The organism is Pseudomonas sp. 20-5 (assembly GCF_056782835.1).
In genome coordinates this window covers 948,013-965,466 of sequence record NZ_CM165584.1, presented here as the reverse complement: position 1 = coordinate 965,466, position 17,454 = coordinate 948,013, and the positions used below count along the sequence as shown (strand labels likewise).

The following is a 17,454-nucleotide window of genomic DNA, read 5'->3' as shown; positions in this document are numbered from 1 at the left end:
GACGCCGCCGGCGCGGGATCAGCGCTTGCCGCCGCGCAGCTCGGCGGCGCGCAGGCGCGGCGCCAGCTTGTCGAGCACGCCGTTGACGAACTTGTGGCCGTCGGTGGCGCCGAAGGTCTTGGCCAGCTCGATGCCCTCGTTGATCACTACCTTGTAGGGCACGTCGATGCGGTTGCGCAGCTCGTAGGTGGACAGCCGCAGGATGGCCAGCTCGACCGGGTCGATCTCGGCCAGCGGGCGGTCCAGGCAGGGCTCGAAGGTGGAGTCCAGCTCGCTCTTCTGTCGCGGCACGCCGTGCAGGATCTCGTGGAAGTAGGCGCCGTCGACCTCGGAGAAGTCGTTGTCGGTGCGGAACTGCGCCTCGATCTCGTGCAGGGGCTGGCCGGCGATCTGCCAGGAGTACAGGGCCTGGACGGCCAGGCTGCGGGCCTTGCGGCGAGCGGCGGTCTTGCCTTTCGGCGGCTTGGCTGCCGGGTTGCCGCTGTCTTGATTGCTCACTTGGCCTCCAACTGCGCCAGCAGGCTGACCATTTCCAGGGCCGACAACGCGGCTTCGGCGCCCTTGTTGCCGGCCTTGGTGCCGGAGCGCTCGATGGCCTGCTCGATGGAGTCGACGGTGAGGACGCCGAAGGCGACCGGGATGCCGAACTGCAGGGACACCTGGGCCAGGCCCTTGGTGCACTCGCCAGCCACGTATTCGAAGTGCGGGGTGCCGCCACGGATCACCGCGCCGAGGGCGATGATGGCGTCGAAGCCGCCTTGCTGGGCGACCTTCTGGGTCACCAGCGGGATCTCGAAGGCACCCGGGGCGCGGATGATGGTGATCTCGCTTTCAGCCACGCCGTGGCGGACCAGGGCGTCGACGGCGCCGCTGACCAGGCTTTCCACGACGAAGCTGTTGAAGCGGCCGACCACCAGAGCGTAGCGGCCTTTGGGGGCAATGAAGGTACCTTCGATGGTCTTCAGGGTCATGAGCAGGTCTCATCTGTTAAAGAGCCGGGACGCCGTTGCGCCCCGAGCGAAAAGGGTCGAAAGGTCCGTCCAGCATAGCGCCCACCGCGATCTTGCACGCGGCGGGCGGGACAGGCCTTATTCGGCGGGCAGGTATTCTACAACTTCCAGGTCGAAACCGGATATCGCATTGAAGCGCATCGGCGCACTCAGCAGGCGCATCTTGCGCACGCCGAGGTCGCGCAGGATCTGCGAACCGGCACCGACGGTGCTGTAGGTGGTGGTGGCCTTGGGCGCCGGAGCCGGCGCCGAAGCGATCTCGCGGACATGGGCGAGCAGGTCGTCGCCGCCGATCTGGTGACCGAGCAGCAGCACCACGCCGCTGCCCGCCTCGGCGACCCTGGTCATCGCCGCGCGCAGGCTCCAGCGGCCCGGCTGGTTGACCTGCAGCAGGTCGCGCAGCGGGTCCATGTTATGCACGCGGACCAGGGTCGGCTCTTCCGCGCAGACCTTGCCGAGGGTCAGCGCCAGGTGCACGTCGCCCTCCACCGAGTCGCGGTAGGTGATCAGGTTGAAGTGGCCCAGTTCGCTGTCGAGCGGCTGCTCGGCGATGCGCTCGACGGTGCGCTCGTGGATCAGCCGGTAGTGGATCAGGTCGGCGATGGTGCCGATCTTGATCCCGTGCTCGGCGGCGAACGCCTCCAGTTCGGGCCGGCGAGCCATGCTGCCGTCGTCGTTCATCACCTCGCAGATCACCCCGGACGGCTCGAACCCGGCCATCCGCGCCAGGTCGCAGGCCGCCTCGGTGTGCCCGGCGCGAGCCAGGGTACCGCCCGGCTGGGCCATCAGCGGGAAGATGTGGCCGGGGCTGACGATGTCGGCGGCCACGGCGTTCTTCGCCGCCGCAGCCTGCACGGTGCGGGCGCGGTCCGCGGCGGAGATGCCGGTGGTGACGCCCTCGGCGGCCTCGATGGAGACAGTGAACTTGGTGCCGAAGCCGGAGCCGTTGCGCTGCACCATCAGCGGCAGGCCGAGGCGCTCGCAACGCTCGCGGGTCATCGGCATGCAGACCAGGCCGCGGGCATGCTTGACCATGAAGTTGATGTCTTCGGTGCGGACGCATTCGGCGGCCATGATCAGGTCGCCTTCGTTCTCGCGGTCCTCGTCATCCATCAGGATGACCATCTTGCCTTGGCGGATGTCTTCGATCAGTTCGTCGATCGTGTTGAGTGCCATGGGCACCCCCTTATGCAATTCGTGGGTTACTTGAGAAAACCGTTCTCGGCGAGAAACGCTTCGCTGATGCCGGAGGCGCTGGGCTCGGCGGCCTTGTCGCCAAGCAGCAGGCGCTCCAGGTAACGGGCCAGCAGGTCGACCTCGAGGTTGACCCGGCGTCCGGGCTGGTACTCGGCCATGATGGTTTCGCTGAGCGTATGCGGGACGATGGTCAGCTCGAACTCCGCGCCGTTCACCGCGTTCACCGTGAGGCTGGTGCCGTCGACGGTGATCGAGCCCTTGTGCGCGATGTACCTGGCCAGTTCGCGCGGGGCACGCACGGTGAACTGGATGGCGCGGGCGTTCTCCTCGCGCTTGAGCACCTCGCCGACGCCGTCGACGTGGCCGCTCACCAGGTGTCCGCCGAGGCGGGTGGTCGGCGTCAGGGCCTTTTCCAGGTTCACCCGGCTGCCCACCTTCAGGTGCTGGAAGGCGGTGCGCGCCAGGCTCTCGCGGCTGACGTCGGCCCAGAAGCCATCGCCGGGCAGTTCCACCGCGGTCAGGCAGACGCCGTTGACCGCGATGCTGTCGCCGAGCTTGACGTCGCCCAGGTCGAGCTTGCCGGTGGCGATGTAGACCCGCAGGTCGCCGCCCTTGGGCGTCATTGCGCGGACGCTGCCGATCGACTCGATTATGCCGGTGAACATGCGACCTCCCGTTTTTCCGCCGCACAGGCGCACAGCATGGCCGGCGCGACGCCGAGCGGCCTGCGTGCCATAGCGCGGGTATTCCAAGATGAAGACATATGACGAACTCCTGTTTCGTGAAAAACAGGGCTTTTTGGATCGAAGGGGATCTTGCGGGCGCACAGGGTACGCCCAGGCAGGCAATCCCGTTCTCTCTTTATCCGGACTATGACCGTCGGCCCCGGAATCGCACCGGGTCTGCTGACCTTGTCGTCCGGCGGTGGCCGGTCCGGCAAGCGCTCGCGGGCTAGGCGCCTTGCGCGCCATTACCGCCGGTGGGGACTTTCACCCCGCCCTGAGAACGTTACGGCCACCGAGATGGCCGTGTGGCGTTTTACCACAGTTGCGCCGCTTGTGCATCGTCCGCCGCGTCGCCGCGCAGCGAAGTTCAGGCGTCCCGCGGATGGGGCCGCGCGGTGACCAGCCAGTCGTCGCCCACCGCGCGGATGTCGTCGATCCGCAACTGCGCCGCATCGGCCATCCGCGCCAGCGGCCAGTCGAGCAAAGGACGGGCGCTGGAGCCGAGGAACTTCGGCGCGACGAACAGCCGGTACTCATCCACCAGCCCCAGCCGGGCGAAGGCGCCGGCCAGACGCGGGCCGGCCTCCACCAGCACTTCGTTGGCGCCGCGCGCCGCCAGTTCCAGGAGCAGCTTGTGCAAATCGACGTGGCCCTCGGCGGAGGGCAGCGCCAGCAGTTCGTGGCCGGCGTCCTGGAAGCGTTCGCGCGCCGAGGCGGCGGCGCAGGTCGCCACCAGCGCCGGACCGGCCTGGTAGAACGCCGACTCCAGCGGCACCCGCAGGCGCCCGTCGACCAGCACCCGCAACGGCTGGCGAGCCGCGGCGAGCGCGGTAAGCTCGGCGTTCAGGCCCAGTTCGTCGGGGCGTACGTTGAGCCGCGCATCGTCCGCCAGCAGCGTATCGGCGCCGGACAACACCACGCTGGAGCGAGCGCGCAAGCGCTGCACCGCCGAACGCGCGGAGGGCCCGGTGATCCACTGGCTTTCCCCGCTGGCCATGGCGGTGCGCCCGTCCAGGCTCATCGCCAGCTTGACCCGGACGAACGGCAGGCCATGTTCCATGCGCTTGATGAAACCGATGTTGAGTTCCCGCGCCTCGGCCTCGAGGACGCCGCTCTGCACCGCGATGCCGGCCTGCATCAGACGCAGCAGGCCGCGACCGGCGACCTCGGGGTTGGGATCCTGCATCGCCGCGACCACCCGCGCCACCCCGGCGCCCACCAGCGCATCGGCGCACGGCGGGGTGCGGCCGAAGTGGCTGCAGGGCTCGAGGGTCACGTAGGCGGTGGCGCCGCGTGCATTCTCGCCGGCCTGGCGCAGGGCATGGACCTCGGCGTGCGGCTCGCCGGCGCGGACGTGCCAGCCCTCGCCGACCACCTGGCCGTCCTTGACCAGCACGCAGCCGACGCGCGGATTCGGATGGGTGGAGTACAGCCCCTGGCGCGCCAGTTCCAGGGCGCGGGCCATGTACAGCGGGTCGGCGGCGTTCATTCCTTGGCCGGCTCGCGGGCGAGGCGTTCGATCTCCTCGCGGAATTCGTTGAGGTCCTGGAAGCGCCGGTAGACCGAGGCGAAACGGATGTAGGCGACTTCGTCGAGCTTCTGCAGCTCGGCCATCACCAGTTCGCCCAGCACCCGCGACTTGATCTCGCGCTCGCCGGTGGCGCGCAACTGGTGCTTGATGTGGCCGATGGCCGCTTCCAGGCGCTCGACGCTGACCGGACGCTTCTCCAGGGCGCGCTGCATGCCGGCGCGCAGCTTGTCCTCGTCGAACGGCTGGCGGCTGCCGTCCTGCTTGATCAGGCGCGGCATGACCAGCTCGGCGGTCTCGAAGGTGGTGAAGCGTTCGCCGCAGGCCAGGCACTCGCGGCGCCGGCGCACCTGATCGCCCTCGGCGACCAGTCGCGAGTCAATCACTTTGGTGTCATGGGCACCGCAGAAGGGACAATGCATGGTGCTGATACAGGCGTAGCTGAAGGAAGCCGCATGGTAGCGCATCCGCGCCCGACCGAGCACCCGCAGAATCGACCGGCGCCGGCACGCTGGGAAAGGCGAGAGGAATCGGACGTTGCGGCCTACGCGAAGCGCGACAAGAATCACACTTTGCGCTATACAAGCGCCGCCCGGATTCCACCGCTATGGAGCAGCCCATGACCTTGCGCCCGATCGCCCTGCTGGCCGTCCTTCTCCTCGCCGCTTGTTCCAGCGACAAGCCGAAGCCTGCGCCAACGCCGCAAGCTTCGCGCAGCGTGACCATGGTCGAGCCGGTGCTACCGGCCCACCTGCGCGAGCTGAGCGGAACGCTGAGCAGCATCCAGGGCAGCCTGCCACGCGGCAGCGAGGTGCAGATGGCACTGCTGGTGATCGACGAGCGCGACCGTCCACAGCGGCTGCTGGCCAGCGAGACGGTGCTGGCCACCGGCGAACTCATGCCCTTCCGCCTGCCGTTCAACCCCGAATCCTTCCCGCCGGCCGGTGGCGCGCTGCGCGTCGAACTGCACGCGCGGGTGATCCAGTCCGGCCAGTTGGCCTGGCGCCTGCATCCGTTGCGGATCGCCCAGCCGACCACCCAGTCCCTCGGCGAACTGCGCCTGGTACGCGCGCCGTGACGGCACCGCAAGCCCTGACCCAGGCGCTGGGCGAGCTGCTCGGCGACGCCCGGCTCAGCGCCACCGCGCTGCCCGGCACCGACCTGCGCCTGTGGCTGATCGACGCGCAGAACATGGACCGCCAGTTCAGCCCGGAGGAAACCCGCCGCATCCTCGAAGAGCCGCCGTACTGGTGCTTCTGCTGGGCCAGCGGGCTGGTCCTGGCGCGCTGGCTGGCGGCGCGCCCGCAGTGGGTCCGCGACAAGCGCGTGCTGGACTTCGGCAGCGGCTCCGGGGTGGCGGCGATCGCCGCGGCCCGCGCCGGCGCCGCCGAGGTGGTGGCTTGCGACCTGGATCCCCTGGCGCTGGCAGCGAGCCGGGCGAACGCCGAACTGAACGGAGTGGAGCTGAGCTATTCGGCGGACTTCTTCGCCGAGGACGATCGCTTCGACCTGATCCTGGTGGCCGACGTGCTCTACGACCGCGCCAACCTGCCGCTGCTCGACCAGTTCCTCAGCCGCGGCCGCCAGGCGCTGGTCGCCGACTCGCGGGTCCGTGACTTCCGTCATCCGCTGTACCGACGCCTGGACGTGCTCGAAGCCTGTACCTGGCCGGACCTCGCCGAGCCCGCCGAATTCCGCCTGGTCAGCCTGTATCACGCCGAACGCGGGCAAGCCTGAGGCACGGGCTTGTTTGCGCGCGGCGCGCCCCCACTTATAGTGGTCACCACCTTGCGTTTCCGAGAATCGACATGAGCGATACGCCCTACATCTTCGACGTCACCGGCGCCAACTTCGAGCAGCTGGTCATCGAGAACTCGTTCCACAAGCCGGTCCTGGTGGACTTCTGGGCCGACTGGTGCGCCCCGTGCAAGGCGCTGATGCCACTGCTGGCGCAGATCGCCGAGTCCTACCAGGGCGAATTGCTGCTGGCCAAGGTCAACTGCGACGTCGAGCAGGACACCGTGATGCGCTTCGGCATCCGCAGCCTGCCGACCGTGGTCCTGTTCAAGGATGGCCAGCCGGTCGACGGTTTCGCCGGCGCCCAGCCCGAATCGCAGATCCGCGCCCTGCTCGAACCCCATGTGAAAGCACCGGCGCTGCCCGACGAAGACCCGCTGGAAGTGGCCCAGGCGCTGTTCGCCGAAGGCCGCATCGGCGACGCCGAAGCGACCCTGAAAGCCCTGCTGGCGGAGAACAACGAGAACGCCGCGGCGCTGATCCTCTACGCCCGCTGCCTGGCCGAGCGCGGCGAACTGGAAGAGGCGCAGGCCATCCTCGACGCGGTGAAGAGCGACGAGCACAAGCAGGCCCTGGCCGGCGCCCGCGCGCAGCTGACCTTCCTGCGCCAGGCTGCCGACCTGCCCGACAGCGCAGAGCTGAAGAGCCGCCTGGCGGCCGATGCCGGCGACGACGAGGCAGCCTACCAGTTGGCCGTCCAGCAGCTCGCCCGGCAGCAGTACGAGGCGGCCCTGGACGGACTGCTCAAGCTGTTCCTGCGCAACCGCGGCTACCAGGACGACCTGCCGCGCAAGACCCTGGTGCAGGTCTTCGACCTGCTTGGCAACGACCACCCGCTGGTCACCGCCTACCGCCGCAAGCTGTACCAGGCGCTCTACTGAGTCGCCGAGCCCCGTCCGCGGGGCTCAGTCCTCCAGCCAGACGAACACCTGGGTGCCGTCGACCACCTCGACCTTGACCCGGGCGTCGTGCCGCAGGCGCACCAGCAGTTGCTTGGCGGCGCCGGCATTGCCGCTGAACCCCTCCAACTCCGCCAGCAACTGCGGCCCCTCGATCCGCCCGCTGCCGCGCAGCAGGTCCTGGGCGGTCTGCCATAGGCGATCCACCGGCGCTGCCGGCGCCGGCGCCCTGGCCGCCGCGACCTGCGGCTCGCCCAGCGGCGGCGGGGGCACGTGTTGCGCCAGCTGGCGCCAATCCTCGGCGTCCAGTTCCAGGGTCAGGTCCACCGGCCAGTCGCCGATGCTTCCGCGAATCCGCACCATCTCGTTTCTCCACAAGCGAATCGCGCCATGCTCCCACGTCGGCGCGTAGGGGCCAAATCGGCCAGGCTAGGCAGGCGGAAAAATTCGTTATAACGTAACAAACTCTTTTCCTTCCTTGCCGGAGTCCCGTTCATGCGCCCACTGCTGTTAGCCCTCGTCTTGCTGCCGTTCGCCGCCCAGGCCCATGACGACCACGACCATGACCACGCCCATGGCAGCCTGGGCAAGCACGAGCACGGCGTCGCCCAGTTGAACGTGGCGCTGGACGGCAAGACCCTCGAACTGGAGCTGGACAGCCCGGCGATGAACCTGGTCGGTTTCGAACACGCCGCCAGCACCGACGCGGACAAGGCCGCCGTGGCCAAGGCCCGCGCGCAGCTGGAAAAACCGCTGGAGCTGTTCGCCCTGCCGGTCACCGCCGGCTGCTCGGTGGCCAGCCAGGAACTGCGGAGTCCGCTGTTCGGCGACAAGGCGCCGGCCCACGCGCACAAGGAGAAGGCAGGCCACGAACACGAACACGGTCATGCCGATATCCACGCCCATTACCAGCTCAGTTGCGAGAAGCCCGAGCTGCTCAAGCTGCTGACCCTCGCCGAGTTCTTCAAGCGCTTCCCCGCCACCCAGAAAATTCAGGTACAACTGATCGGTCCCGACGGCCAGAAAGGCGCCGACCTGGCTCCGGCCAGCGCCGAGCTGAAGCTGTAGGATCGTTCCGGAGGCGCCGCGAGGGATTCGGCGCGGCGCCCCTCCATCCATTCTCGAGGCTCCGGCGGAGCGTTCCGCCCCTACCCCCATGAGCGCACTGATCACCCTGACCAACCTCGGCTTCGCCTGGCCCGGCCAGGCGGAGTTGCTGGACATTCCCAGCTTCCATCTCGAACGCGGCGAGAGCCTGTTCCTCAAGGGGCCTTCCGGCAGCGGCAAGACCACCCTGCTCGGCCTCCTCGGCGGCGTGCAGAAGCCCGGCCGCGGCAGCATCCGCCTGCTCGGCGAGGACCTGGAAAAGCTGTCCGCCGCGCGCCGCGACCATTTCCGCGTCGACCACACCGGCTACATCTTCCAGCAGTTCAACCTGCTGCCATTCCTCTCGGTACGCGAGAACGTCGAGCTGCCCTGTCACTTTTCCGCGTTGCGCCGTCAGCGCGCCCGCGAACGCCACGGTAGCCCGGCGCAGGCCGCCAGCCATCTGCTCGGCCAGCTCGGCCTCGGCGGCGAACTGCACGAACGCCGCGCCGACAGCCTGTCCATCGGCCAGCAGCAGCGGGTCGCCGCCGCCCGCGCGCTGATCGGCCAGCCGGAGCTGGTGATCGCCGACGAGCCGACCTCGGCGCTCGACGCCGACAGCCGCGAGGCGTTTCTCCAGTTGCTCTTCGCCGAATGCCGCGAGGCCGGCGCCAGCCTGCTGTTCGTCAGCCACGACCAGAGCCTGGCCGGGCTGTTCGACCGCAGCCTGTCCCTTTCCGATCTCAACCGCGCCGCCCGGCCGGCAGGACTCTGAGCATGTATCTCTTCCGACTGGCACTGGCCAGCCTGGCCAACCGCCGCTTCACCGCCCTGCTGACGATCTTCGCCATCGCCCTCTCCGCCTGCCTGCTGCTGGCGGTGGAGCGGGTCCGCACCGAGGCCAAGGCCAGCTTCGCCAGTACCATCTCCGGAACCGACCTGATCGTCGGCGCGCGCTCCGGCTCGGTGAACCTGCTGCTCTACTCGGTATTCCGCATCGGCAACGCGACCAACAACATCCGCTGGGACAGCTACCGGCACTTCGCCGAAAACCCGCGGGTGAAGTGGGCGATCCCGATCTCCCTCGGCGACTCGCACCGCGGCTACCGGGTAATGGGTACCGATGCCGGCTATTTCGAGCACTACCGCTACGGCCGCGGCCAGGAACTGCAACTGGCCGAGGGCCGCGCCTTCGGCCAGGACCTGTTCGACGTGGTGCTCGGCGCCGAGGTGGCCGAAGCCCTGCACTACAGGCTCGGCGAGAAGATCGTGCTGGCCCATGGGGTGAGCACGGTGAGCCTGGTCAAGCACGACGACAAGCCGTTCACCGTGGTCGGCATCCTCCAGCGCACCGGTACCCCGGTGGACCGCACCCTGCACATATCCCTCGCCGGCATGGAGGCGCTGCACGTCGACTGGCGCAACGGGGTGCCGGCGATGGGCGCCGGGCGCGTCAGTGCCGAACAGGCGCGGCACATGGACCTGCAACCACAGGCGATCACCGCGTTCCTGGTCGGCCTGAAGAGCAAGGTGGCGACCTTCGCCCTGCAACGCGAGGTCAACGACTATCCCGGCGAACCGCTGATGGCGATCCTCCCCGGTGTCGCCCTGCAGGAACTGTGGGGCCTGATGGGCACCGCCGAGAAGGCACTGTTCGTGGTCTCGCTGTTCGTCGTCCTCACCGGCCTGATCGGCATGCTCACGGCGATCCTCACCAGCCTCAACGAGCGCCGCCGGGAGATGGCCATCCTGCGCTCGGTGGGCGCGCGCCCCTGGCACATCTTCGGCCTGCTGCTGGCCGAGGCCTTCAGCCTGGCGCTGTCCGGCGTCGCCCTCGGCCTGGGCCTGCTCTACCTCGGCATCGCCGCCAGCCAGGGCTACGTCCAGGCCAACTACGGCATCTACCTGCCGCTGGCCTGGCCGAGCGACTATGAGTGGAGCCTGCTCGGGGCTATCCTGGCGGCCGCCGTGCTGATCGGCTGCGTGCCGGCCTGGCGCGCCTACCGCCAGTCCCTGGCCGATGGCCTGTCGATCCGCCTATGACCCGGAGATATTCCCCGATGCTGCGCTCCCTGACCGTCCTCCTGCTGGCTTTCGCCCTGCTCCTGGGCAGTGCCGTGGCGCGCGCCGCGCCGCGCGAACTGACCTGGTCGCAACTGATCCCGGCCGGCGCCCCGCCCGCCCCGGCGCCGCTGCCGATCCACGACCTCGCCAACGCCCTCAGCGAAGCCGGTCCGGCGGCCAGCCAGCAGAGCCCCAACGCCCCGGTGGTGAAGGCACTGGACGGCATCGAGGCCAAGCTGCCGGGCTACATCGTGCCGCTGGAAATCAGCGAGGCCGGGCTGGTCACCGAGTTCCTCCTGGTCCCCTACTACGGCGCCTGCATCCACGTACCGCCGCCGCCGTCGAACCAGATCGTCTACGTGAAGACCGCCAAGGGCGTGCAGATGGACGAGTTGTATCAGCCATTCTGGGTCGAGGGCACCTTCAAGGTGGAGAACGCCAGCAGCGAGCTGGCGGCGGCCGGCTACCGCATGCAGGCGAGCAAGGTGACGCCCTACGAATACGAAGGTGGCTGAACGACATGCGACAATCCGCCGCGCCATTTACGTTGCGGCGGTCACATTTGCTCCTAGGATTGATTGAGCTGTGTCAAGGAAGGCAACTGTTAGCTGGCTGACCATTAGCAGCACCAACACTTTCTAATACAAGGAATGGAGCTCATCATGCGTAAGTCCTGGCTTACCGCTTCCCTGCTGGCCCTCACCGTCGCCTCCCCGTTCGCCGCTGCGGATATTCAAGGACACAAGGCCGGTGACTTCATCATCCGTGGCGGCTTCGCCACCGTCGATCCCGACGACAGCAGTTCCGACATCAAGCTGGACGGCGCCAAGCAGCGCGGTACCAAGGCGACTGTCGACAGCGACACCCAGCTCGGCCTGACCTTCACCTACATGTTCGCCGACAAGTGGGGCGTGGAACTGGTCGCCGCCACTCCGTTCAACCACCAGGTCGACGTCAAGGGCCTCGGCCCGGGCCTGGACGGCAAGCTGGCCGACATCAAGCAACTGCCGCCGACCCTGCTGCTCCAGTACTACCCCATGGGCGGTACCAACAGCGCCTTCCAGCCCTACGGCGGCCTGGGCGTGAACTACACCACCTTCTTCGACGAAGACCTCGCCAGCAACCGCAAGGCGCAGGGTTTCAGCAGCATGAAGCTGCAGGACTCCTGGGGCCTGGCCGGCGAACTGGGCTTCGACTACATGCTCAACGAGCACGCGCTGTTCAACATGGCCGTCTGGTACATGGACATCGATACCAAGGCCAGCATCAACGGCCCGAGCGCCCTGGGCGTGAACAAGACCAAGGTCGACGTGGACGTCGATCCGTGGGTCTACATGATCGGTTTCGGCTACAAGTTCTGAGTCGTAGACTGTCGCGGGGCTTGCGCCCCCAACGGGAAAAGGCGCCTTCGGGCGCCTTTTTTCATCCTGTGGAAACGGACCCCATGTACCTCTGGCTGAAGACCCTGCACATCACCTTCGCCCTCAGCAGCGCCGCCCTGTTCGTCTGGCGCCTGGCCTGGAACTGGTCGGGGCGCAAGGCCAGCGGCATCCGCCGCTGGGGACCGCACCTGGTGGACACCCTGCTGCTGCTCAGCGCGCTCGGCCTGGTGCACCTGGCGATGCCCTGGCCGCTGCCGCTCTGGCTGCTGGCGAAGCTGGGGCTGTTGCTGGGCTACATCGTCTGCGCGGCGTTCGCCCTGCGGATGGCGCGGGGCCCCGGCAAGGGCCTGCTCAGCGTCCTCAGCCTCACCCTGCTGGGCGGGATCTTCTACCTGGCGCTGAACAAGCCCTGGTGGTGATCAGCGGCCGAGCAGGCGCGCCAGGCCCACGCCCATCGGCGTCGGCTGGTCGAAGCAGAAACGCCGCAGCAGGCGCTCGTTGTTCGCCCGCGAATGCCTGATGTCACCGGCTCGCGCGTCGGCGTGGGTCACCGGCGGCAGGCCACCGAGCACCTGGCCGATCTCCGCCAGCAACTGCTTCAGGCTGATGCTGCGATTCAGGCCGACGTTCACCGCCCCGGGCTCCACCGCCGTCGCCTCCAGCGCCTGGACCAGGAAATCGACCAGGTCGGCGACGTAGATGAAGTCGCGGGTCTGCTCGCCGTCGCCGAACACGGTGATCGGCGTCCCCTTCAGGGCGCGCTCGGTGAATATGCTGATCACCCCGGAATAGGGCGAGGACGGGTCCTGGCGCGGCCCGTAGACGTTGAAGAAGCGGAAGATCGCCGGCTCCAGCCCATGCTGGCGGCGATAGAAATCGAGGTAGTACTCGCTGGCCAGCTTGTCCGACGCGTAGGGCGTCAGCGGCGACTTCGGGGTGTCTTCGTCGATCGCCGTGCCTTCGCCGTTCTGCCCGTAGACCGCTGCGCTGGAAGCGAACACCACGCGCTTCACGCCCTGCTCGCGCATCGCTTCGCAGAGGTTCAGGGTGGCGATGAAATTGCTCTGGTGGGTGGCGACCGGGTCGTCCACCGAGGCCTGTACCGAGGCGACCGCGGCCAGGTGGGCGACCGCCGCGCAGCCCTTCAGGGCGGCCGCCAGGGTCGCCGCGTCGGCGGCGTCGCCTTCGAGCAGCTCTACCCGTTCGTCGTCCAGGGGCAGGTTGTCGCGCTTGCCGGTGGACAGGTTGTCCAGCACACGCACGCGGTAGCCGCGCGCCAGCAGCGCGTCGGTCAGGTGGGAGCCGATGAAACCGGCGCCGCCGGTGATCAGGATGGGGCGTTCAAACATGCCTGTAGTACCTGTCCAATAGAGCCGGCAAACCTGCGCGCCAGGCGCGCGGCTTGATGCCGAAGGTGTGGAGGATCTTCTTGCAGACCATCACCGCGTGCTGCGGCTCGTCGAGCGCGTCCGGGCGCGCGGCATGGGCCTCCGCCGAAGGCTCCTGGATCAGGTTGGAGCGATAGGTACGCGCCTCGTTGAGGATCACCTGTCCCAGCGCCAGGGTGGTGGTCGCTTCCAGTCCGCCGTAGTGGTAGGTGCCCCACAGCGGCGCCTGGCAGTCGAGCTGCTTGAGCACCGAGAGCACCACCCGCGCGGCGTCGTCCACCGGCGTCGGGTTGCCGCGCCGGTCGTCGGCGAGGAACAGCGGCTGCGGTTGCTCGGCGCGGCTGAGGAAACGTCCCAGCAAGCCGTTCGGGCTTTCGTCCAGCAGCCAGCCGAAGCGGATCAGCACATGTCGCGGGCAGGCCGCGCGCACGCTCTGCTCCATGCGCCAGAGCGCCTGGCCACGCAGGCCCAGCGGAAGGGTCTCGTCCTTCTCGCTGTAGGCGGTGGCGCGGGCGCCGTCGAAGACCCGGTAGCTGGACGGCTGGACCAGCAGGATCTCGTAGTGCTGGCAGAGCTCCGCGAGGCGCTCGACGGCGCGCTCCTGGGCGCCCAGGCGCTCCGCCTCGACCTGCTCGGCCTGGAACCAGTCGTGGTAGAAGGCGAGGTTGATCACCGCGTCGGGGCGCGTTTCGTCCAGCAGGGTGGTGAGGCTGGCGGCATCCCAGCCCTGCTCGGGTGGTCTGGGCGCGAGGAAACCGATGTCTTCCTCCGCCCCTAGGCGGATCAGCGCCTGTCCAAGGGCATTACCGCCGCCCAAAAGCATCAGGCGCATTCGCATGGTGTAGGGGGGCACTCGAAATCTGATAGTGAATAGCGACGCGGCGCACGCCCCAAGGCAATGACATCCTGCGCCTCGCTGGCGACATGAAAGGTGCGGGCATCGGGTGCTGCTTGTCGCGGCAGGTACCCCGGACAGCGCCGCCGTTATTTTCATGCAACCTGACACGCCGCATTCTTGCTGTGCCTCCGGTGAAGCGTCAAGCATTCACCGGGCCAGCTCCGCCTGCGGCGCGGATCGGCGGGACGAATGGCAGCGCGCGGCGGCGTCAGGCCGGTAGCGCGCCGGCCCGATAGTCCTTGGGCGAAACCTCGAACTGCTTCTTGAACGCCCGGCTGAAATGCGCCGAGTCGCTGAAACCCCACTTGAAGGCGATGGAGGTGATCGATTCGCCGCGCAGCCGTGGGTTGCCGAGGTCGGCGGCGCTGCGGCTGAGGCGCTGGCGGAGAATGTAGCGGCAGACGCTGTCGCCCTGCTCCTCGAACAACCGGTACAACTGGCGCACCGAGATGCGCAGGCGGCCGGCGAGCATGTCCGGACTCAGGCGCGGCTTCTGCAGGGATTGCTCGATCAGACGCTCCGCGTGCCGGCGCAGACTGTAGCCATAGAGCCCGGCCAGCGGTCCCTCCAATTCCTCGCCGGCGTGCTGTAGCGCCGGCCCGAGCAGGGCGATCAGCGCCTCCTGCAACGCCCCGCCCTCGTCCGCCACCGCCCACGGCTGCAGTTCTCCGGCGCACACCTGCTGCACCAGCAGGCTCAGCAGGCGACCGCTGGCGCAGTTCGGCGAGAGTTTGCCGAAGGCCCGCTGGCTGGGTGGCAGGTGCCGGCATACCTCTTCGCGGGAGAGATGGAACGAGGTGTGTTCGATGAGTCCGTGAGGAATGATCTCGCAGCCGCCCGCGGAGTCCATCAGCGCCATTTCCCCTGGCGCCAGCTCTATGCTGTCCCCACCCTGGCGCAGTTGCGCATGGCCGCTGCGCTGGACGACCAGGAAGCAGTGGCGGTCGTCGTCATGATCGGCATGGGTGGCCTGGCGGGCGATGCGCCCTGCGTTGGTGCGGATCTGCGCCAACTCCAGACCGCCGAGGTCCTGCCGCGAGATATCGCCGATGAACAGCGTCCGGTTCAGCGCGGGTTGCGATTCGAAGCGCCCGCAGACCTGGCGCAACGCCTGGTTCCAGGCTTCGAAGCTGTTGTGTGCGGAAGACAGGGTATGCACCGGGCACCTCCTGACGGCAACGGCCATCGTTATTGTTGTATGGCGCGGCAATTACCGAGCCACGCAGCGCTGCCGTTATGATTAACATGTTATCGATATACCCACAAGCTAGCGCAAATGGACCGGCGGATACGCATCCGGGAGAGCCGGCAAGGGCCGTTCAGGCGGGAGAAAGCAGGCGCTGCAATTGGGCGAAGGCGCCCAGCAGGGCCAGGCGCTGCTCGGCGACCAGAGGGATGTAGCGGCGATAGGCGGGGAAGCGGTTGACCACCTCGCACGCCCCCAGGTGTTCCAGGCTCACGGTCCAGCCCCTGTCGTCGCGGCAGAGGCGCAAACTCCGGAAGTCCAGCGGCATGAGCTGCTCCAGCAAGACCCGGTCGCCCCCCTGCAAGGCCTCCCGCAACGGCTCGAGCCCGCTCCCGCTGCGTACCTTGCAAAGGATGCCGCGACGCCGCAAACAACCGGCGTGACGCAGCTCCAGGCTGGCCGGCGGCCCCCCGGGCGCCGCCACGAACAGGCTGAACTCGGTGCTGACGATATGCATGAACAGGTGCGCCTGGACCCGCTCGCGAACCTCGAGGCTCAGCTCTTTCGTACGCAGCAACAGCCTGCCGTCCTGCGCCTCGCCGTCGCACGCAGCCAGGTTGCGCCGCACCAGGGCCAGGGTGGCTCCGGGGCGATAGGCGGCTGGCCGCCAGTCGCGCCAGTGACGCTCATACCAGCGCGCCCAGGCGGACATGCGCCCTCTCCCGCTGCTGCTGGTCCTCTTCGGCGAATTCCTTCTCCAGCACCTCTTCCACCGCCAGCGGACGGAACGGATTCACCCGCTGTACGCACAGGGTCCAGAACAGGGCGTAGGCGGCCGCCAGGCCGAGCATCAGGGCGAACGGCAGGTAGATGTCGGCGGGGTTCATCCCCGGCGGCGTGATGTAGAACATCCCCAGCAGGATTCCGGCGCTGGAGAATAGCTGCGGCAACGGGAACAGCGGCGAGCGGTAGGCGCGCGGCAGGTCCGGGCGACGGATGCGCAGCAGCACCACGGAGAGGGTCACCAGCAGGTAGGCGGTGCCCCAGGCGCAGACCGCAGCCAGGACCAGGTGGATGATCCCTTCGCTGTCGCCGCCCAGCCACCAGGCGTGCAGGCAGGGAATCGCCGCTGCCACGGCGATGCACAGCAACGGTGTCTTGAAGCGCGGGTGCAGGTAGGTGAAGGCCTTCGGCAAGGCGCCATCCAGCGCCATCCCGTAGAGAATCCGCGGCAGGCCGGCCATCAGGGTGTTGATGGTGGCGGCCCCGGCGAACAGCAGGCCCACGCCCAGCCAGATGCGTCCGAACGGTCCCATCACCTGCTCGGCGAATCGCGGGATCGCCATCGGCGTCTCCAGCAGGTGCAGGCCGCCGCCGAGGTCGAGGTTTTCCACCTGCCGGCGCATCGCCGCGCCATAGAGGAACATGCAGCAGGCCACCCCGATCAACCCCAGGGCCATCGCCCGCGGCAGGGTCCGCGAAGCGTGGCGCACCTCCGGCGCCAGCGGCGTGACGAATTCGCAACCGACGAACATGAACATCGCCATGCCCACCAGCGACAGCAGGGTCGGCAGGTCGTCGCCGACCATCGAGGCCCCGAACCAGCCCTGCAACTCCACCGCGGGCAGGCGCAACAGGCCGGCCACGGCGAAGATCATCAGGGTGCTCCACATGCCGAAGGTGAGGATCACTTCGGCGCGACCGAAGGCGGTGATCCCCAGCGCATTCAGCAGGCCGAAGCAGAGCACCATGCCGACGCCCACCAGCCAGGCGCCGCCGCCCGGCTCGGTGAGGGTATTCAGCGACTCGAAGTTGACCAGCGCCATGGTGCCGCTGAGCATGGTCTCGGCGGTGCCGGCGAACACATGGACGATCAGGTAGGCCGACAGCGTGCCGGTGATCGCGAAGAAGCGCCCGAGGCCGCACGACAGGTAGTCGTAGACCGAGCCACGGGTCGGCAGCAGGCAGGCGGCCTCGGCGAAGGTGGTGGACTGCGCCAGCATCAGCAGCAGCGCCACCAGCATCGCCACGGCGAAGGTTCCGCCGCCCAGGCCGAAGCCGGTGGTGGCGGTGAGGATCACCGGGCTGGCCATGATCAACCCGACCGAACTGGCCAGGGCGGTGGGGAAACCAACCCGCCCGCGGAGCAGGTGCTGGGTGAGTCTGGAGTTGGACATCGACGTATCCTCGACGGCAGCGTTGCTGTTGTTGTTCTTGCGTCAGGCCCTGCGGGACGCGCCGGCGTCCCGTACGCTCCGCCGGCAGGCGAGGCGTGTCGAACAAAAGGCTGCCGC

General features: G+C 68.2%; 21 protein-coding genes and 1 riboswitch. Of the genes, 9 read left to right on the top strand and 12 right to left on the bottom strand.

Features of this window, described 5'->3' with window-relative positions; genetic code table 11:
* Positions 1-18: 18 nt before the first annotated feature.
* From nusB to nrdR, 6 genes are all read right to left on the bottom strand, one after another.
* Positions 19-498 carry a transcription antitermination factor NusB gene (gene nusB, locus AC1RB9_RS04535; RefSeq protein ID WP_003093308.1) on the bottom strand — a complete coding sequence of 160 codons (480 nt, stop codon included), beginning with the start codon at positions 496-498 and terminating at the stop codon, positions 19-21.
* Complete coding sequence (ribH, locus tag AC1RB9_RS04530) at positions 495-971, bottom strand: 6,7-dimethyl-8-ribityllumazine synthase (RefSeq protein WP_003093311.1); 477 nt, start codon at positions 969-971, stop codon at positions 495-497. The genes nusB and ribH overlap by 4 nt, the downstream gene beginning before the upstream one ends.
* 117 nt (positions 972-1,088) lie before the next feature.
* Complete coding sequence (gene ribBA / locus AC1RB9_RS04525) at positions 1,089-2,186, bottom strand: bifunctional 3,4-dihydroxy-2-butanone-4-phosphate synthase/GTP cyclohydrolase II (RefSeq protein WP_003454181.1); 1,098 nt, start codon at positions 2,184-2,186, stop codon at positions 1,089-1,091.
* A gap of 26 nt (positions 2,187-2,212) precedes the next feature.
* Complete coding sequence (locus AC1RB9_RS04520) at positions 2,213-2,872, bottom strand: riboflavin synthase (RefSeq protein WP_003093316.1); 660 nt, start codon at positions 2,870-2,872, stop codon at positions 2,213-2,215.
* Positions 2,873-3,055: 183 nt separating this feature from the next.
* Positions 3,056-3,218, bottom strand: a riboswitch (FMN riboswitch).
* A gap of 81 nt (positions 3,219-3,299) precedes the next feature.
* Positions 3,300-4,421 carry a bifunctional diaminohydroxyphosphoribosylaminopyrimidine deaminase/5-amino-6-(5-phosphoribosylamino)uracil reductase RibD gene (gene ribD / locus AC1RB9_RS04515; protein ID WP_003107179.1) on the bottom strand — a complete coding sequence of 374 codons (1,122 nt, stop codon included), beginning with the start codon at positions 4,419-4,421 and terminating at the stop codon, positions 3,300-3,302.
* On the bottom strand, positions 4,418-4,882 hold the full coding sequence (gene nrdR, locus AC1RB9_RS04510; protein WP_003107181.1) for a transcriptional regulator NrdR: 465 nt from the start codon (positions 4,880-4,882) through the stop codon (positions 4,418-4,420). Before nrdR ends, ribD begins: the two co-directional genes overlap by 4 nt.
* Before the next feature lie 185 nt (positions 4,883-5,067).
* Between nrdR and AC1RB9_RS04505 the strand changes: the two genes are divergently transcribed.
* The 3 genes from AC1RB9_RS04505 to trxA all read left to right on the top strand — a co-directional run bounded on the left by AC1RB9_RS04505 (position 5,068) and on the right by trxA (position 7,138).
* Positions 5,068-5,538: a YbaY family lipoprotein gene (locus tag AC1RB9_RS04505; RefSeq protein WP_003113050.1), complete on the top strand. Its 471-nt coding sequence runs from the start codon at positions 5,068-5,070 to the stop codon at positions 5,536-5,538.
* The gene (locus AC1RB9_RS04500; protein ID WP_003113049.1) at positions 5,535-6,197 is read left to right on the top strand and encodes a class I SAM-dependent methyltransferase; all 663 of its coding nucleotides are present in this window, start codon (positions 5,535-5,537) and stop codon (positions 6,195-6,197) included. Before AC1RB9_RS04505 ends, AC1RB9_RS04500 begins: the two co-directional genes overlap by 4 nt.
* 71 nt (positions 6,198-6,268) lie before the next feature.
* Positions 6,269-7,138: a thioredoxin gene (gene trxA / locus AC1RB9_RS04495; protein ID WP_003454182.1), complete on the top strand. Its 870-nt coding sequence runs from the start codon at positions 6,269-6,271 to the stop codon at positions 7,136-7,138.
* Between the two features lie 24 nt (positions 7,139-7,162).
* Here trxA and AC1RB9_RS04490 read toward each other — a convergent pair whose 3' ends face one another.
* On the bottom strand, positions 7,163-7,519 hold the full coding sequence (locus AC1RB9_RS04490; protein ID WP_003105273.1) for a hypothetical protein: 357 nt from the start codon (positions 7,517-7,519) through the stop codon (positions 7,163-7,165).
* 132 nt (positions 7,520-7,651) lie between these two features.
* Here AC1RB9_RS04490 and AC1RB9_RS04485 point away from each other — a divergent pair, with 132 nt between their 5' ends.
* The 6 genes from AC1RB9_RS04485 (at position 7,652) to AC1RB9_RS04460 (ending at position 12,107) form a co-directional block, all read left to right on the top strand.
* On the top strand, positions 7,652-8,224 hold the full coding sequence (locus AC1RB9_RS04485; RefSeq protein WP_003105271.1) for a DUF2796 domain-containing protein: 573 nt from the start codon (positions 7,652-7,654) through the stop codon (positions 8,222-8,224).
* A gap of 88 nt (positions 8,225-8,312) precedes the next feature.
* A complete protein-coding gene (locus AC1RB9_RS04480) occupies positions 8,313-9,017 on the top strand; it encodes an ABC transporter ATP-binding protein (protein ID WP_003093325.1) in 705 nt (234 codons plus the stop codon).
* Between the two features lie 2 nt (positions 9,018-9,019).
* Complete coding sequence (locus AC1RB9_RS04475) at positions 9,020-10,285, top strand: ABC transporter permease (protein WP_003454187.1); 1,266 nt, start codon at positions 9,020-9,022, stop codon at positions 10,283-10,285.
* Between the two features lie 17 nt (positions 10,286-10,302).
* Positions 10,303-10,821, top strand: a complete 519-nt coding sequence (locus AC1RB9_RS04470) for a DUF3299 domain-containing protein (protein WP_003105266.1) — start codon at positions 10,303-10,305, stop codon at positions 10,819-10,821.
* Positions 10,822-10,968: 147 nt separating this feature from the next.
* Positions 10,969-11,667, top strand: a complete 699-nt coding sequence (gene oprG, locus AC1RB9_RS04465; protein WP_003093337.1) for an outer membrane protein OprG — start codon at positions 10,969-10,971, stop codon at positions 11,665-11,667.
* Between the two features lie 83 nt (positions 11,668-11,750).
* Positions 11,751-12,107, top strand: a complete 357-nt coding sequence (locus AC1RB9_RS04460; protein WP_003093338.1) for a SirB2 family protein — start codon at positions 11,751-11,753, stop codon at positions 12,105-12,107.
* On the opposite strand, the gene AC1RB9_RS04455 is transcribed toward AC1RB9_RS04460, so the two are convergent.
* The 5 genes from AC1RB9_RS04455 to AC1RB9_RS04435 form a co-directional block, all read right to left on the bottom strand.
* Positions 12,108-13,037, bottom strand: a complete 930-nt coding sequence (locus AC1RB9_RS04455; RefSeq protein ID WP_003137626.1) for an NAD-dependent epimerase/dehydratase family protein — start codon at positions 13,035-13,037, stop codon at positions 12,108-12,110. It abuts the gene before it with no gap.
* On the bottom strand, positions 13,030-13,914 hold the full coding sequence (locus tag AC1RB9_RS04450) for a dTDP-4-dehydrorhamnose reductase (protein WP_003113045.1): 885 nt from the start codon (positions 13,912-13,914) through the stop codon (positions 13,030-13,032). Before AC1RB9_RS04450 ends, AC1RB9_RS04455 begins: the two co-directional genes overlap by 8 nt.
* A gap of 268 nt (positions 13,915-14,182) precedes the next feature.
* A complete protein-coding gene (feaR, locus tag AC1RB9_RS04445) occupies positions 14,183-15,133 on the bottom strand; it encodes a transcriptional regulator FeaR (protein ID WP_003454192.1) in 951 nt (316 codons plus the stop codon).
* A 160-nt stretch (positions 15,134-15,293) separates the two neighbouring features.
* Positions 15,294-15,872 carry a DUF3156 family protein gene (locus tag AC1RB9_RS04440; RefSeq protein WP_003105260.1) on the bottom strand — a complete coding sequence of 193 codons (579 nt, stop codon included), beginning with the start codon at positions 15,870-15,872 and terminating at the stop codon, positions 15,294-15,296.
* Positions 15,847-17,337, bottom strand: a complete 1,491-nt coding sequence (locus AC1RB9_RS04435) for an APC family permease (RefSeq protein WP_003119121.1) — start codon at positions 17,335-17,337, stop codon at positions 15,847-15,849. The genes AC1RB9_RS04440 and AC1RB9_RS04435 overlap by 26 nt, the downstream gene beginning before the upstream one ends.
* Positions 17,338-17,454: the final 117 nt, after the last annotated feature.

What these genes read in the sequence shown, in the direction of transcription:
- ribH (WP_003093311.1), bottom strand. Translation starts at nt 971, where the DNA reads ATGACCCTGAAGACCATCGAAGGTACCTTCATTGCCCCCAAAGGCCGC.
- ribBA (WP_003454181.1), bottom strand. Translation starts at nt 2,186, where the DNA reads ATGGCACTCAACACGATCGACGAACTGATCGAAGACATCCGCCAAGGC.
- AC1RB9_RS04520 (WP_003093316.1), bottom strand. Translation starts at nt 2,872, where the DNA reads ATGTTCACCGGCATAATCGAGTCGATCGGCAGCGTCCGCGCAATGACG.
- ribD (WP_003107179.1), bottom strand. Translation starts at nt 4,421, where the DNA reads ATGAACGCCGCCGACCCGCTGTACATGGCCCGCGCCCTGGAACTGGCG.
- nrdR (WP_003107181.1), bottom strand. Translation starts at nt 4,882, where the DNA reads ATGCATTGTCCCTTCTGCGGTGCCCATGACACCAAAGTGATTGACTCG.
- AC1RB9_RS04505 (WP_003113050.1), top strand. Translation starts at nt 5,068, where the DNA reads ATGGAGCAGCCCATGACCTTGCGCCCGATCGCCCTGCTGGCCGTCCTT.
- trxA (WP_003454182.1), top strand. Translation starts at nt 6,269, where the DNA reads ATGAGCGATACGCCCTACATCTTCGACGTCACCGGCGCCAACTTCGAG.
- AC1RB9_RS04490 (WP_003105273.1), bottom strand. Translation starts at nt 7,519, where the DNA reads ATGGTGCGGATTCGCGGAAGCATCGGCGACTGGCCGGTGGACCTGACC.
- AC1RB9_RS04485 (WP_003105271.1), top strand. Translation starts at nt 7,652, where the DNA reads ATGCGCCCACTGCTGTTAGCCCTCGTCTTGCTGCCGTTCGCCGCCCAG.
- AC1RB9_RS04480 (WP_003093325.1), top strand. Translation starts at nt 8,313, where the DNA reads ATGAGCGCACTGATCACCCTGACCAACCTCGGCTTCGCCTGGCCCGGC.
- AC1RB9_RS04475 (WP_003454187.1), top strand. Translation starts at nt 9,020, where the DNA reads ATGTATCTCTTCCGACTGGCACTGGCCAGCCTGGCCAACCGCCGCTTC.
- AC1RB9_RS04470 (WP_003105266.1), top strand. Translation starts at nt 10,303, where the DNA reads ATGCTGCGCTCCCTGACCGTCCTCCTGCTGGCTTTCGCCCTGCTCCTG.
- oprG (WP_003093337.1), top strand. Translation starts at nt 10,969, where the DNA reads ATGCGTAAGTCCTGGCTTACCGCTTCCCTGCTGGCCCTCACCGTCGCC.
- AC1RB9_RS04460 (WP_003093338.1), top strand. Translation starts at nt 11,751, where the DNA reads ATGTACCTCTGGCTGAAGACCCTGCACATCACCTTCGCCCTCAGCAGC.
- AC1RB9_RS04455 (WP_003137626.1), bottom strand. Translation starts at nt 13,037, where the DNA reads ATGTTTGAACGCCCCATCCTGATCACCGGCGGCGCCGGTTTCATCGGC.
- AC1RB9_RS04450 (WP_003113045.1), bottom strand. Translation starts at nt 13,914, where the DNA reads ATGCGAATGCGCCTGATGCTTTTGGGCGGCGGTAATGCCCTTGGACAG.
- AC1RB9_RS04440 (WP_003105260.1), bottom strand. Translation starts at nt 15,872, where the DNA reads ATGTCCGCCTGGGCGCGCTGGTATGAGCGTCACTGGCGCGACTGGCGG.
- AC1RB9_RS04435 (WP_003119121.1), bottom strand. Translation starts at nt 17,337, where the DNA reads ATGTCCAACTCCAGACTCACCCAGCACCTGCTCCGCGGGCGGGTTGGT.